The sequence below is a fragment of the Stenotrophomonas thermophila genome (assembly GCF_001499715.1).
Classification (GTDB): domain Bacteria; phylum Pseudomonadota; class Gammaproteobacteria; order Xanthomonadales; family Xanthomonadaceae; genus Stenotrophomonas; species Stenotrophomonas hibiscicola.
Map to the genome: position 1 here is coordinate 37292 of NZ_CVIW01000024.1, position 14237 is coordinate 51528.

The 14237-nt window shown below is 66.9% G+C and carries 10 protein-coding genes and 1 rRNA gene; 4 read left to right on the forward strand and 7 right to left on the reverse strand.

The genetic code is table 11. The features are described from left to right. The first annotated feature begins 208 nt into the window (after nucleotides 1-208). On the forward strand, nucleotides 209-3427 hold the full coding sequence (gene putA, locus BN1263_RS12435; RefSeq protein ID WP_058981500.1) for a bifunctional proline dehydrogenase/L-glutamate gamma-semialdehyde dehydrogenase PutA: 3219 nt from the start codon (nucleotides 209-211) through the stop codon (nucleotides 3425-3427). Between the two features lie 217 nt (nucleotides 3428-3644). On the opposite strand, the gene BN1263_RS12440 is transcribed toward putA, so the two are convergent. From BN1263_RS12440 to BN1263_RS12455, 4 genes are all read right to left on the reverse strand, one after another. Further along, nucleotides 3645-4718 carry an AAA family ATPase gene (locus tag BN1263_RS12440; RefSeq protein ID WP_058981501.1) on the reverse strand — a complete coding sequence of 358 codons (1074 nt, stop codon included), beginning with the start codon at nucleotides 4716-4718 and terminating at the stop codon, nucleotides 3645-3647. Further along, the gene (gene pnuC / locus BN1263_RS12445; RefSeq protein ID WP_049416799.1) at nucleotides 4705-5304 is read right to left on the reverse strand and encodes a nicotinamide riboside transporter PnuC; all 600 of its coding nucleotides are present in this window, start codon (nucleotides 5302-5304) and stop codon (nucleotides 4705-4707) included. Before pnuC ends, BN1263_RS12440 begins: the two co-directional genes overlap by 14 nt. Nucleotides 5305-5374: 70 nt before the next feature. Beyond that, a complete protein-coding gene (locus BN1263_RS12450) occupies nucleotides 5375-5821 on the reverse strand; it encodes a hypothetical protein (protein ID WP_058981502.1) in 447 nt (148 codons plus the stop codon). A 143-nt stretch (nucleotides 5822-5964) separates the two neighbouring features. Beyond that, complete coding sequence (locus tag BN1263_RS12455) at nucleotides 5965-7392, reverse strand: outer membrane protein transport protein (protein ID WP_058981503.1); 1428 nt, start codon at nucleotides 7390-7392, stop codon at nucleotides 5965-5967. A gap of 227 nt (nucleotides 7393-7619) precedes the next feature. On the opposite strand from BN1263_RS12455, the gene BN1263_RS12460 reads away from it, so the two are divergent. Beyond that, the gene (locus BN1263_RS12460; RefSeq protein ID WP_019662230.1) at nucleotides 7620-8312 is read left to right on the forward strand and encodes a rhomboid family intramembrane serine protease; all 693 of its coding nucleotides are present in this window, start codon (nucleotides 7620-7622) and stop codon (nucleotides 8310-8312) included. A gap of 84 nt (nucleotides 8313-8396) precedes the next feature. Here BN1263_RS12460 and ctpA read toward each other — a convergent pair whose 3' ends face one another. Together ctpA and BN1263_RS12470 are read right to left on the reverse strand one after the other, a co-directional pair. After that, nucleotides 8397-9845 carry a carboxyl-terminal processing protease CtpA gene (gene ctpA / locus BN1263_RS12465; protein ID WP_058981504.1) on the reverse strand — a complete coding sequence of 483 codons (1449 nt, stop codon included), beginning with the start codon at nucleotides 9843-9845 and terminating at the stop codon, nucleotides 8397-8399. A gap of 107 nt (nucleotides 9846-9952) precedes the next feature. Continuing rightward, nucleotides 9953-11254: a murein hydrolase activator EnvC family protein gene (locus BN1263_RS12470; RefSeq protein ID WP_058981514.1), complete on the reverse strand. Its 1302-nt coding sequence runs from the start codon at nucleotides 11252-11254 to the stop codon at nucleotides 9953-9955. 95 nt (nucleotides 11255-11349) lie between these two features. On the opposite strand from BN1263_RS12470, the gene BN1263_RS12475 reads away from it, so the two are divergent. Continuing rightward, nucleotides 11350-12012: a DUF4097 family beta strand repeat-containing protein gene (locus BN1263_RS12475; protein WP_058981516.1), complete on the forward strand. Its 663-nt coding sequence runs from the start codon at nucleotides 11350-11352 to the stop codon at nucleotides 12010-12012. Nucleotides 12013-12098: 86 nt separating this feature from the next. Further along, nucleotides 12099-13814, forward strand: coding sequence for a M28 family metallopeptidase (locus BN1263_RS12480; protein ID WP_058981518.1), 1716 nt, complete (start codon nucleotides 12099-12101; stop codon nucleotides 13812-13814). 259 nt (nucleotides 13815-14073) lie between these two features. Here the strand turns inward: BN1263_RS12480 and rrf are convergent. Next, a 5S ribosomal RNA gene (gene rrf / locus BN1263_RS12485) occupies nucleotides 14074-14188 on the reverse strand. Nucleotides 14189-14237: the final 49 nt, after the last annotated feature.

Sequence of the window (14237 nt, forward strand, 5' to 3'; positions counted from 1 at the left end):
GGTGCATTCACACATTTTCCGATGCTGCAACACAGCATGAGGTCGGCGGCACGGATGACGAATTCAGCACAAATATTGCCGAGCTTGCTGAACACGCTGAATGCACCGCAGCTAGGGACTATCAGCGCGTCATGAAGGTGTCTCCGCGGCACTTCCGATGAGCTCAAAAATGATTAAAATCGCCAAGTTTTCCATTGGCCGGACCGGCATGAACGCACCTTCCTCCTCCCCTGCCGCCCACGACGCTCCGCGTCCCGGCGCGCTGCTGTCGCCGGAACTGCCGGCGCCCCCCAACCCGTTCCGCCAGGCCATCACCGATGCCTGGTTGAAGGACGAGGCGAGCCACGTGCGTGAACTGCTGGCGCAGGCCCGCCTGCCCGCCGAGGAACAGGCCAGGGTGCAGGCGCTGGCCGCCGACCTGGTCGGCCGCGTGCGCGTGCGTGCCAAGGACCAGGGCGCCATCGAAGCCTTCATGCGCCAGTACGACCTGGGCAGCGAGGAAGGCGTGCTGCTGATGTGCGTGGCCGAGGCACTGCTGCGCATTCCGGACCAGGACACCGCCGACAAGCTGATCCGCGACAAGCTGGCCGATGCCGACTGGGAAAAGCACCTGGGCGGCAGCGACTCGGTGCTGGTCAACGCCTCCACCTGGGGCCTGATGCTGACCGGCAAGCTGGTGCAGATGAACGACGCCACCCGCGCCGATGCCCCCAGCGCGTTCAAGCGCCTGGTCGGCCGCGTCGGTGAGCCGGTGGTGCGTCTGGCCGTGCGCCAGGCGATGAAGATCATGGGCCACCAGTTCGTCATGGGCCGCACCATCAGCGAAGCGCTGTCGCGCTCGCACAAGGGCGACAACGCGAGCTACCGCTATTCTTTCGACATGCTGGGCGAAGGCGCGCTGACCATGAAGGACGCGCTGCGCTACCTGGAAGACTACCGTCGTGCGATCCACGCCATCGGTGGCGATCACAAGGCACGCGGCGGCCGACCGGACGGCGACGTCAACAACGCCCCGGGCATTTCGATCAAGCTGTCGGCACTGTACCCGCGCTACGAGCACGCCAAGCGCGAGCGCGTGCTGAAGGACCTGGTGCCGGGCGTGCTGGAACTGGCACAGCTGGCCAAGAGCTACGGTATCGGCTGCACCGTCGACGCCGAAGAGTCCGACCGCCTGGAACTGTCGCTGGACATCATCGAGCAGGTGTTCTCCGACGCCTCGCTGTCCGGCTGGGATGGCTTCGGCGTGGTCGTGCAGGCCTACCAGAAGCGCACGCCGTACACGATCGACCACTTGGCCGACATGGCGCGCCGCGCCGGTCGCCGCCTGCAGGTGCGCCTGGTCAAGGGCGCCTACTGGGATGCCGAGATCAAGCGCGCGCAGATCGAAGGCTATCCGGGCTACCCGGTGTTCACCCGCAAGCAGAACACCGACGTGTCCTACCTGGCCTGCGCCAAGCGGCTGTTCACCCATGCCGACGCGATCTACCCGATGTTCGCCACGCACAACGCGCACACCATCGCCGCGGTGCGCAGCATCGCCAACGGCGGCGTGTACGAGCACCAGAAGCTGCACGGCATGGGCGATGACCTGTACGCCGAAGTGGTGCCGGCCGACCGCCTGGGCCTGCCGTGCCGCGTATATGCGCCGGTCGGTTCGCATGAAGACCTGCTGCCGTACCTGGTGCGCCGCCTGCTGGAAAACGGCGCCAACTCCAGCTTCGTCAACCGCATCACCGACGAGCGCGTGCCGATCGCCGACCTGATCCGCGATCCGGTCGAGATGGTCGCCTCGTTCGAATCGATTCCGCATCCCAAGATCCCGCTGCCGGTTGACCTGCTGCGCAGCCAGAACCACGACAGGAAGAACTCCATGGGCGCCAACCTCGCCAACGACAACGAACTGCGCGCCCTGGCCGAGCAGATCAACGCGGCCGTCAAGCCGTGGCAGGCCGCTCCACTGGTACCGGGTGCCAACCCGGCCGGCGCCGCGCTGCCGGTGACCAACCCGGCCGACACCCGCGAAGTGGTCGGCCAGTGGCTGGCCGCCGATGCCGCCACCGTGCAGAAGGCCCTGGCCAACGCCGTGGCCGCACAGCCGGCCTGGAACCGCACCCCGGCCGCCAGCCGCGCCGCCATCCTCGAACACGCCGCCGACCAGCTGGAAGCGCGCATGCCGGAGTTCATGGCGCTGTGCGTGAAGGAAGCCGGCAAGAGCCTGCCCGACAGCATCGCCGAAGTGCGCGAAGCCGTGGATTTCCTGCGCTACTACGCCAAGCAGGCGCGCGAGCAGTTCAGCCACGCCGAGAAGCTGCCGAGCCCGACCGGTGAATCCAACGAGCTGCAGCTGCACGGCCGCGGCGTGTTCGTCTGCATCAGCCCGTGGAACTTCCCGCTGGCGATCTTCCTGGGCCAGGTGGCCGCTGCACTGGCCGCCGGCAACAGCGTCATCGCCAAGCCGGCCGAGCAGACCAACCTGATCGGCTACTACGCGGTGAAGCTGCTGCACGACGCCGGCGTGCCGGCCGAGGTGGTGCAGTTCCTGCCGGGCGACGGTGCCACCGTCGGTGCCGCGCTGACCGCCGACCCGCGCGTGGCCGGCGTGGCCTTCACCGGCTCCACCGACACCGCCCGTGCGATCAACCGCGCGATGGCCGCGCGTGACGCCGCCATCGGTGTGCTGATTGCCGAGACCGGCGGCCAGAACGCCTTCATCGCCGATTCGTCGGCGCTGCCGGAACAGCTGGTCAAGGACGCGATCGGTTCGGCCTTCACCTCCGCCGGCCAGCGCTGCTCGGCCGCGCGCGTGCTGTTCGTGCAGGACGACATCGCCGACAAGGTGATGACCATGCTGGCCGGTGCGATGAAGGAACTGAAGGTCGGCAACCCCGGCCTGCTGTCCACCGACGTCGGCCCGGTGATCGACGCAGATGCGCTGAAGATCCTGCAGGACCACGCTGAGCGCATGGACCGCGAAGCGCGCCTGATCGCCGCCGCCGAGCTGTCCGCCGAAACCGCCAACGGCACCTTCTTCGCACCGCGCGCGTATGAACTGAAGGACCTGGGCCAGCTGCAGAAGGAAGTCTTCGGTCCGGTCCTGCACGTGATCCGCTGGAAGGGCGACCAGCTCGACGCGGTGATCGACCAGATCAACGCTACCGGCTACGGCCTGACCCTGGGCGTGCATTCGCGCATCGACGAAACCGTTGACCGCATCAGCAACGGCGTCCACGTCGGCAACGTGTACGTCAACCGCAACCAGATCGGTGCAGTGGTCGGCGTGCAGCCGTTCGGCGGCCAGGGCCTGTCCGGCACCGGCCCGAAGGCCGGCGGCCCGCACTACCTGCTGCGCTTTGCCACCGAAAAGACGGTGACGGTGAACACCACCGCCGCCGGCGGTAACGCCTCGCTGCTGACCCTGGGCGACTGATCGCCCGGTTGATGCAGTGAACGAAAAACCCCGCGAAAGCGGGGTTTTTTATGCCTTGCTTCCTGTAGAGCCGGGCCCACGCTCGGTTTTTCCGGCTGTAGCGCCGAGCCCACGCTCGGCTTTTCCGGCTGTAGCGCCGAGCCCATGCTCGGCTTTTCCGGCTGTAGAGCCGAGCCAATGCTCGGCTTTTCTGGCGCAGCCGAGCGTGGGCTCGGCTCTACAGAGGCAAGGCGACACTGAACCGATTGTCCGCCCGCTTCGCCAGCTCGCCCTGCACGCGCGCGATGCGCGCTTCCAGATCGCCCTCCAGCAGCACGTGTTCGACGCCCCGCGCCTGCAGCTCGCGCACGTACCACGCATGCTGCTGCGCCCGGAAGGCTTCGCCCACCCGAGTGCCGTCCTGGTCGAACGGGATATCTGGCGCACACAGGAACAGCAGGTCATACGGCCGCAATGCAGCCTGCCGCAGTGCCTCCGGCGCCGTACCAGACATCCAGCCGCTGTAGCCCAGCGTCACCAGCGGCGTGGTATCGCAGAACAGCCAGCGATGCGCCCGCCGCGCAACCTTGTCTTCATGCTGCGGCTGGGCCATTGCGATGCGAAGCAGATCCTCGGGCTGCAGTTTGCCGCCCTGCTGCTCCCACAGCGTGCGGCCGAACTCCGGCACCCAGGCGGTGTGCAGGCGCTCGGCCATCACCCGCGCCAGCGTGGTCTTGCCACTGGACTCGCCACCAATGAAGGCCACGCGCTGCACGTATCCGGCGTACACCTCCGGTGCGAGACCATGGCGGTGCGCGTGCGGATCGGCGCGCAGCTGGGTGCCGCACGCCTGCCCGACGTCCAATGCGCGTTCGAGCCGCTCATGGCGTACCGGCGCACCGAAGTGCGTGGCCAGCGCCTGCGCGAAGCCGTCACCGTAGTCCTCGCCGGTGAATACGGCCTGCACCGGGCCACCGAACAGGTGCTGGCACAGCCAGGCGGTGAACATGCGCTGCACTTGCTCGCTGTCGCTGTCGTGCGGCAACGCGCGTGGCGGCACGCCATGTTCGGCACACAGGGCTGCCAGCCGCGCATCATCCAGCACCGCTACCGTTGCCCGGGGGAAGCGCGCACGCAACCAGCGTTCGCGGCGAGCAGCGCTGTAGCCGGCAAAGCCCGGCTGCGACCAGCCGATCACCAGCAGCTGCTGGCAGCGCGTGGCGGCGAAGTCGATCAGTCGTTCATGGCCGAGATGCATCGGGCAGAACTTGCCCACCACCAGGCCGCGTGCAACGCGCTCAGGCAGCGGCATTGGCCGCCCTGGCCTCGTCCCGCATCAGGTGCCGCCAATGGCGCAGTGCCACCAGCGCGTTGATCCAGAAACCCACGTACAGGATCGAGGTCAGATGCAGGCCACGGCTGTAGTACAGCGGCACCGCCACGGTGTTCACCAGCAGCCACACCCACCACGATTCCAGCTTGCGCCGCATCATCAGGATCTGCGCGATCACACTCAGCACCAGCACCGCCGAATCGATGTATGGCGCGTAGGCATTGGTCAAGCGGGTCAGCATCCAGCCGTAGCCGAACGTGGCCACCACCGCCAGCGGCGCCAGCCAGGCCCAGGCACGCGGTCGCAGGGAAGTGATCGGCAACGGCGCACCATGATCGCCGCGCAGCCACTGCCACCAGCCCAGCACGCTGATCGCGATGAAGAAGAACTGCAGCACCATGTCCGCGTACAGGTGCGAGCGTTCGAACACGGCAGCAAACAATGCACAGCCGACGATGCCCAGCCACCAGGTGTGCACGTTGTTGCGGCCGGCCAACAGGATCGAGCCGGCGACGGCGATGTTGGCGGCCAGCTCCAGCTGGAAGTTCGGGTCGGACAGGTTCATCGCGCCATTGTCGCGTAGATCCGCGCCCTGCGTCGTCGGTCCAATAGATCCACAGCACGCGTGGATGGAATCAAGGCCGCGCGCGCACCAACAACCGCTGTCTCTCCCCGCTTCCCCAACGTCCTGGCTGCAGGCCGGCTGAAGAGAGCAACGGCGCAAGCCAGTCAGGCGGAACGATGTCCCAGATCACGCCATCGAACGGATGCGGCCATGGGGTTCCCTGAGGATTCGGCGAATGCAGGAACAACGCACTCTGAGCGGTATCCGGCGCCAGCGTCACCCAACACTGCACATGCTCCCGCTCGCTCGACGCAACCCGTTCAAGCAGCCGCAGGAGCCCTGCGGCAACGGCGAAGCGATCACTGATATGGCGATTGCCGCGCCCCATCCAGTCAAGATGCGTGTGCCAGTAGTCGAACCATTCCGACTCCAGCACGCGATCCAGAGTCGCGTTCGCCTTGGCCTCTTCCCGAGCCCAGTATCGGATCATCCGCTTCTGGTAGCGACGATCAACCATTTTGTATTCGCCTGCACTGCGTAAATCCCGGCAAGGTGGCAGGCAACCCCAATAAAGTCACGAGCCGGAAGCGTCATCCATGCATAAAAAAAGGCCCCGCCTGCGCGGGGCCTCCTTCGTACTGCTTCAGGCAATCGCCCGAATCAGAACTTGTACTGCATCGACGCCGCCAGCACGTCGCCGCTGACCTTGTACTTGCCGGTCACGGTGTTGGCAGTGGCCGAGGTCGAGGTGATGTTCGGATCCTTGGTGAACAGGTGGGTGTAGCCCACGCTGTATTCCATCTTGTCCGAAGCGGCGTAGGTCAGGCCCAGCGACAGCCACTTGCGGGTGGTGTCCGGCACGCGCACGTCGCGGTGGGCGTCGGTGGTCGGAGTCTGGTCGTAGGCCAGGCCGCCACGCAGGGTCAGCTTGTCGTTCACGCGGAAATCGGTACCGATCGACGCGAAGGTGGTGTCGCGGTAGTGGAACGGCAGCACGCTGTCCGGCTGGTTGGAGTCATAGTCGACGGTGACCTGGTCGAACTTGCTCCACGCCGTGCGCGTGACCTCGGCCATGATCTGCCACTGGTCGTTCACGCGATGGGTGAAGCCCATGGTGGCGCTGGCCGGCAGGGTGATGGTGGCGCGGCCGTTGCTGTCGATGAAGGTACCCGGGGCGGCAGTGGCCAGGAAGGCGGCAGCGTTCTGCGGGATGGTGAAGTCGGCCTTGCCGTCGGTGATCTTGTGCTCGACCTTCGAGCGGTAGCTGAAGGCGATGTTGGTGCCTTCCACCGGGGTGACCGTCATGCCCAGGGTGTAGCCGACCGACACTTCGTCGCCCTTGATGCGCAGGTAGCCATCGGCGGTGCCCGGGGCGAAGCCCTGTTGGGCCATGGCCACGGCAGCCTGGCGCGAGGCAGCAGCGGCCTGCGCAGCGGTGCCGCCGGCAGCCAGGACGCGCGCCGCAGCCGTGCGCTGGGCGCTGGCGTTGATCGCGGTGCCGGTGTCGACAGCGCTGGTCAGGTCGACGTTCAGGCGCTCAGCGAACACCGAAGCACCGAACGACAGGTACGGGTTGACGTCATAGGAGAACGCCACGCCCAGGTCGATCGCCTGCAGCTCGGTCTTGACGCCATTGTAGCGGCCGACCCAGTCGCGGTCGTATTCGGTCTTGAAGCCGAACGGCACGGTCAGCGACGCACCGAAGTGCATGTTGTCGTTCTCGCCGAACGGCACGTGGAAGTACGCGGCCGGAACCGGGGCGATCATGCCGGCGTCGCCGCCGTTGCCACCGGAAATCGGCGCGCCGTTGCCGTACTGGCCCTGGCCGCGGAACTTGGCGCCGAAGCTGATGGCGCTGACGTCGCCCTGGACCAGGGTGCCGTCGAGCAGGCGCATGGAGGCCGGGTTGGTGGCGATGACCGAGGCGTCACCTTCGGTCGAGGTGGAGCCGGCGAACGCGCGGCCCAGGCCCTTGGCGCTGTTTTCCTTCAGCTGGAAGGCGGCAGCATTGGCATCGGCGGCGGCCAGCGCACCGGCAACGCCGACGGCCAGCAGGGTCAGTCGGGCAATGGTGGAAGCGGTTTGCATCGTAGTTCTCTCTCTCCGGTAAGCGGTGATGGTGCTCTGAGTGCGCCTGCGCCCGCCAGGTCCTGGGACCCATCGGAGCGCGCCGGATTCCCCTCCCGACATACGACGCCGTATGCGAGTATTACCCAGAGCCGTTAATGAAACAATAACGGTGCGGTCGGTTTTCCCGTCTCGAAAGCTGAACAGGACAATCCCCGCCGCAAGCGCCCGCACGCTAGGCTAGTGCCATGTTCGTCTCCCTCCCGTCCCGCAAGAAGGCGGCCCTGCGCTGGGCCACGCCCGTGCTGTTTGCGGCACTGTGGTTGGCGTTCCTGTGGTCGATCTCGCGGCCGGACGATGCCCGCGGCAGCCTCTGGCTGGACTGGGGCGCCCTGTCCACCGGCCTGACCCACCCGCTGGACTGGTGGGCGACCCTGCAGGACGGCAGCGTGCTGCGCCTGTTCACCGCGCTGTTCCTGCACGCCGACTGGTCACACCTGCTGGGCAACCTGGTGTTCCTGCTGATCTTCGGCCTGCCCGCCGAGCGGGTGCTGGGGCCGTGGCGGCTGCTGCTGCTCTTCCTGGTCGGCGGCGCAGTGTCGAACCTGGTGGCGATCTACACCATGGGCAGCCCGGACCAGATCATCATCGGCGCCAGTGGCGCGGTGTCGGCCCTGATCGGTGCGTATCTGGCCCTGTTCCCTGGCGCGCGGCTGGGCGTGGTGATCCCGCTCGGCCTGTTCCTGGAGTTCGTGCGCGCGCCGGCCTATCTGTTGATCGGCGTCTGGGCGGCACTGCAGGTGGTGTTCGCCCACATCGGCCCCAGCTTCGGCATGGTGGCCTGGTGGGCGCACATCGGCGGCTTCGTGTTCGGCGTGGTGTACGGGGTCTACGTGCGGGCGGCCATCGCCCGCCGACTGCGCAAGCGCCACGGCTTCTGACCGCCCGGGTAGTGCCGGCCGCTGGCCGGCATTTGTTTTCTTCTTCCGCCCTTGAGCCGACGCCGGGCATGGCCCGGCGCTACCTCACGGCTTCGCTGGGGCCGGTGCGGGCTTTGCTTCCGGCTTTGCTTCCGGCTTAGGTTCGACCTTCGCTTCCGGCTTCGCCGCAGCGGCCTTCGCGGCCTTGGCCGCATCCGCCTTCTCGGCCTCGGCCTTCAACCGTGCGGCCACCGAACCGGGGTTCTTGAGCTCAGCCAGCGCGTCGTTGATCGGGCCATCGCCCGGCAGCACCGCACCGGCGAGGTAGCCCTCGGTGCCTTCGTCGTCGCCGCGCAGATGGCCTGGCAGGGTGGCTTCGCTGTAATCGCTCAGGCTGGCCGGCAGGGCATCCTCCGCCGACGTAGCGGCGGGCTTCAACTCAACATCCGGCACGATGCCGGTGGCCTGGATCGACTTGCCGCTGGGCGTGTAATAGCGCGCGGTGGTCAGCTTCACCGAATCGCCGTTGTCCAGCGGCAGCACGGTCTGCACCGAGCCCTTGCCAAAGGTGCGGCTGCCAACCACGCGGGCGCGCTTGTTGTCGCGCAGCGCGCCGGCGAGCACTTCCGAGGCACTGGCCGAACCGGCATCGGCCAGTACCACCACCGGTGCACCCTTCAGCAGGTCGCCTGGGGTCGCGTCGAATCGGGCATCGCTGATGCTGATGCGGCCACGGGTGCTGACGATGTTGCCCTTGTCGAGCAGATCGTCGGCTACCTGCACGGCGGCCGTCAGCAGGCCACCCGGATTGCTGCGCAGATCCAGCACCAGGCCCTTGAGCTGGCCACCGGACTGCTTCTGCAGCTGCTGCACGTGCTTCTGAAAGTCCGAGCCGGTATCGGCCTGGAAGGTGCTCAGGCGGATGTAGCCATACCCGGGTTCCAGCAGGCGGCTGCGCACGCTGGTCACGCGGATGGTCTGGCGGGTGAGGCTGACATCGAACGGCTTCGGCTTGCCTTCGCGCACGATGGTCAGCACCACCTTGCTGCCGGCTGGGCCGCGCAGCGGTTCACTCGCATCGATGGCGCTGATCGGCTTGCCGTCGATGGCGATGATCAAATCGCCGGCAAGGATGCCGGCCTTGGCTGCCGGCGTGTCGTCGATCGGCGCGATCACCTTCATGCTGGCGTTGTCCGGCTGCTGCTGCAGCTCCACGCCGATGCCCTCGTAGGCACCGTTGGCCTGCTCGTCGAAAGCCTGCGCGTCTTCCTTGTTGAAGTAGGTGCTGTGCGGATCAAGGTCGAGCAGCAGGCCACGCACGGCTGACTGCATCAGCTTCTTGTCATCGACCGGGTCGACATAGGCGGCGCGCACCGCGTTGTACACGGCCACGAACCGGCGGATGTCCTCCAGCGGCACCTTCGAGGTCACCGCCTCTTCGCTGTTCGCTGCCTGCCCGCTGGTTTCCTGGCTTGGGGCGGGCGCGGTCTGCTGCGCCCAGGACAGCGCTGGCAACAGGGCCAGCAAGAGGGTGGCGGTACGGGCTGCGCGCATGGATCACTCCTGTCGACGGTGGCATGGTGCCCAAGGCACATGCGCCGATTATGCGCGAAGCACAGCTAAATTCCCGTTGAATCCGGCCCGTGCGTAACGAGCCGGATTCAGCGCCGCTGCAGCCAGCTATCCGGGTTGACCGGCTGCCCGCCACGACGCAGCTCGAAGTACAGCGCGGTGACACCCTGGCCGCCGGAATTGCCGACCTTGGCCACTGCATCACCGCGGCTGACCCGCGCGCCAGCATCCTTCAGCAGGGTGTCGTTGTGCGCGTACAGGCTCATGTAGCCGTTGCCGTGGTCGACGATCAGGATCATGCCGTAGCCGGTCATCCAGTCGGAGAACACCACGGTGCCATCGGCCACGGCGGTGACCGTGCTGCCAGCCGGTGCGCCGATCAGCACGCCACTGCTGGTGCGGCCATCGGGCAGCTTGCCGCCATACCGGGCCAGCAGGTTGCCGGACAAAGGCCAGCCCAGGCCGCCCACCTTCGGCGCCGGTGCCGATGCGACCGCAGGCGGTACCTTGGTCGGTGGCGGTGGCGGCCGGCCCTGTGCGGCGGCCTGGCGTGCAGCACGTTCGGCGGCGGCCTTCTCCACTGCCGCACGGCGTGCAGCCGCGCGGCGCTCGGCCTCGGCACGGGCAGCGGCCGCTCGCAGGTTGGCCAGCAATGTTTCCAGCGCCTTGGCGTCCTGGCCCAGCGCCTGTTCCTTCTCGCGCTGGTCCTTGAAGCGTTCGTCCAGCGAGGCCACGGTCTTGGCGCGATCGCGACGGTCGGCTTCCAGCGCGGCTGCCTGCCGCTTCTGGTCCTGCTGTGCACCCTGCAGCTTCTGCTTGCGCTCGGCGATCTGCGCCTGCAGCGCTTCCAGCTCTTTCAGGTCGGCTGTCAGCGTGGTGATGCGCTGCGCACGCTCGCGCTGCAGGTAGCGATGGTAGGCCAGGGCACGATTCGCATCGGCCACGGTATCCTGCGACAGCAGTAGTTTCAGCGGTGCGTGGTTGCCCAGCTGATAGGCAGCACGCAGCAGCCCGGCCAGTTCGCGGTGCTGCTGGGCGAGGTTGCCCTGCAGGGTACTGCGGCGCTGCTCGGCTTCGGCCAGGGCCTGGGCCTGCTCGCGCAGCGCGGCTTCGGTCTGCGCGAGCGCTCGGCCGGTGCGTGCCACCTTCTCGTCGGCCTCGCGCAGCTGCTGCGACGCCTGCCCGCGCTGGCCCTCGATCTGCCGTCGCTCCTGCGCCACGCCCTTCAGCTCACTGCGCAGTTTCTGCAGCTTGCGCTCGGTCTCGCGGGTGGTCTGTGCGGCACCTGGCAGCGGCAAGGCCAGCGCCAGGGCCAGCCCCAGCAGCAGGCAGCGCCCGCCGCGGGCAGCGGCGATGTGATGTCGGCGTGATGGGAAGGCATTGTCGCGCAAGGGCTTTCCAGTGACTTCAGGCAGTTGCGGGGGCTACCGGGGAATGGTGACATCTCCGCACGCGGCCTGCCAGCCGCACATCCATCGAGGTCGCCATGAAAACTGTTTCCATTCCGCTGCTGTTGGGCGTGCTGCTGGCCACCGGGCCGGTCTGTGCGCAGGAGAACATCAGCAAGGTCAACGGCAGCATCAGCGCCGAACCCGGCCAGCGATACGGCAAGCTGGACACCGTCAACGGTGGCATCCGCGTCGGCGAAGGCGTCGAGACCGGCAGCATCGACACCGTCAACGGCGGGGTCAAGGTCGCCGACGGCGCGCGCACCGGCAAGATCGAAACGGTCAACGGCGGCGTACGCCTGGGCCGCGAAGTGATCGCCAGCGGCGGCGTCAGCACCGTCAACGGCAGCATCTTCACCGATCGCGGCAGCCAGGTCGAAGGCGGTGTCGAGACCGTCAATGGTGGCATCGGCCTGGTCGAAAGCCGCGTCGGCAAGGATGTGGAGACCGTCAACGGTGACATCACCGTCGGTATCGGTTCGCAGGTCAACGGCGGCGTGCATGTGCGCAAGCCGAACTTCAGTGTCTCGCTGACCGCCAGCCGCAAGCCGCGTGTGATCATCGGCCCGAATGCCGTGGTCAAGGGTCCACTGCAGTTCGAACGCGAGGTGGTGCTGTACGTGCATCGCACTGCGCGCATCGGCCCGGTCACCGGCGCCGAGCCGATCCCGTTCGACACCGAAACCGCTCCGGCGGACTGAGCGCACCGCGCCTTCGGGTTCGGTGATACTCGCTGACACCGGTCGTGCACGACGCGCGGCCGCCCTTTGTTACCCAGGAATCGACGATGCCCCGCAAACTCCTCCTGTGCCTGGCCGCTGCGGCCGCGCTCAGTGCCTGCAAAGGCGAAGACACTCCGGCGCCCGCGCCGGCCACCGACACCGCAGCTGCCAAGCCGGCCGCGCATGCGTTCTCCCCGGAGATCAATGCCGGCGACTTCGCCGAGATGGTCAAGACCCTGGCTTCGGATGAGTTCGAAGGCCGCGCGCCGGGCAGCAAGGGCGAAGAACTGACGGTCAACTACATCCGCGACCAGATGCAGCGCATCGGCCTGCAGCCCGGCAACGGCGACAGCTGGTTCCAGGATGTACCGATGACCGAGACCACGGCCGATGAATCGACCGTGCTGAAGATCACCCAGGGTGGCAAGACCACCGAACTGAAGTTCGGCACCGACATGGTGGTCGGCACCCGTACCGGCCAGGCCGAGGTGAAGGTCGATGCCAGCGACCTGGTGTTCGTCGGCTATGGCGTCGATGCGCCGGAGCAGAAGTGGAACGACTACGCCGGCCAGGACTGGAAGGGCAAGACCGTCGTGATGTTCGTCAACGATCCGGGCTTCCATGTCGACGACGAGAAGCTGTTCGACGGCAAGCGCATGACCTACTACGGCCGCTGGACGTACAAGTTCGAGGAGGCTGCCCGCAAGGGGGCCGCTGCCGCGCTGATCGTGCACGACACCGCCGGCGCGTCCTACGGCTGGGACGTGGTGAAGAATTCCTGGGCTGGCCCGCAGTACGACCTGCCGGCCAAGGATGACCCGGAAGCCCGTATTCCGGTGCAGGGCTGGCTGAGTGCCGACGCGGCCAAGGCGCTGTTTGCTGGAGCCGGCCTGGACCTGGCGCAGGCCTACAAGGATGCCAGCAAGCGCGGTTTCAAGCCGGTGCCGCTGAAGGCCACCGCTGCGGTCGACCTGAAGAGCCAGATCGCACAGAAGCAGTCGCGCAACGTGGTGGGTGTGTTGCCGGGTGGCAAGCGCGCTGACGAGGCGGTGCTGTACATGGCGCACTGGGATCACCTGGGCAAGCATGAGGGCGAGACCGGCGACAACATCTACAACGGCGCCGTCGATAATGCGACCGGCGTCGCCGGTATTCTAGAAGTGGCCGAAGCCATGGCGCACCAGGATCCGAAGCCGGAGCGCTCGGTGGTGTTCTTGGCGGTGACCCTGGAAGAATCCGGCCTGCTGGGTTCGAAGTACTACGTTGCCCATCCGACTTTCCCGCTGGACAAGATTGCTGGCGTGATCAACATCGACGCGATGTCAGTGGCCGGCCGTGCCAAGGACGTGACCGTCACCGGCTTCGGCAGTTCGGAGCTGGAGGACATCCTCAAGCCGCTGGCCGCTGCCCAGGACCGCACGCTACATGGTGAGACGTCGGTGCAGAGCGGCTTCTACTTCCGCTCGGACCACTTCAACTTCGCCAAGGCCGGCGTGCCGGCCCTGTACGCCGATGGCGGCGAGGACCTGCGCGAGGGCGGCGTTGACGCTGGCCGCAAGGCCGCAGCCGACTACGGCGCCAGCCGTTACCACGGCCCGAAGGACGAGTTCGACGCGTCCACCTGGAAGCTGGACGGTACCGTCGAAGACCTTCAATTGATGTACGGCGTGGGCAAGGAACTGGCCGGTGGCGATCGTTGGCCGAACTGGTACGAAGGCAACCCATTCAAGGCTGCCCGCGACGCGATGATGAAGAACAAGGCTGCGGCCGCTGCAAAGTAGGGTCGAGCCATGCTCGACTGAACATCGTTGAGGTCAAAGCGGCGCCCCGTGGGGCGCCGCTTTTTTTGTGCGCTCTGCCATTGGTGGGTGCCAACCTTGGTTGGCACCGCCTTCCGCGGGGACCATCTCGCCCACGCATGGCATGAATCTACCGGGCGATGTAACGCCATCGGGTTGCCGGCCAGCGGCCGGCACTACCGGCGTTTGCTACGCACAAAGAAAAACCCCGCTGCGTAAGCAGCGGGGTTTTGGGTGTAAACCCTGGCGATGACCTACTCTCGCATGGCTTGAGCCACACTACCATCGGCGCAGCTGCGTTTCACTTCCGAGTTCGGGATGGGATCGGGTGGTGCCACAGCGCTAATTTCACCAGGGAGACGGTTGCAGCAGCGCTTGCAGCGCCAGCTTCGCGATCTTGCCCTT

Coding starts and splice junctions, on each gene's coding strand:
- putA (WP_058981500.1), top strand. CDS start 209: ATGAACGCACCTTCCTCCTCCCCTGCCGCCCACGACGCTCCGCGTCCC.
- BN1263_RS12440 (WP_058981501.1), bottom strand. CDS start 4,718: ATGCCGCTGCCTGAGCGCGTTGCACGCGGCCTGGTGGTGGGCAAGTTC.
- pnuC (WP_049416799.1), bottom strand. CDS start 5,304: ATGAACCTGTCCGACCCGAACTTCCAGCTGGAGCTGGCCGCCAACATC.
- BN1263_RS12450 (WP_058981502.1), bottom strand. CDS start 5,821: ATGGTTGATCGTCGCTACCAGAAGCGGATGATCCGATACTGGGCTCGG.
- BN1263_RS12455 (WP_058981503.1), bottom strand. CDS start 7,392: ATGCAAACCGCTTCCACCATTGCCCGACTGACCCTGCTGGCCGTCGGC.
- BN1263_RS12460 (WP_019662230.1), top strand. CDS start 7,620: ATGTTCGTCTCCCTCCCGTCCCGCAAGAAGGCGGCCCTGCGCTGGGCC.
- ctpA (WP_058981504.1), bottom strand. CDS start 9,845: ATGCGCGCAGCCCGTACCGCCACCCTCTTGCTGGCCCTGTTGCCAGCG.
- BN1263_RS12475 (WP_058981516.1), top strand. CDS start 11,350: ATGAAAACTGTTTCCATTCCGCTGCTGTTGGGCGTGCTGCTGGCCACC.
- BN1263_RS12480 (WP_058981518.1), top strand. CDS start 12,099: ATGCCCCGCAAACTCCTCCTGTGCCTGGCCGCTGCGGCCGCGCTCAGT.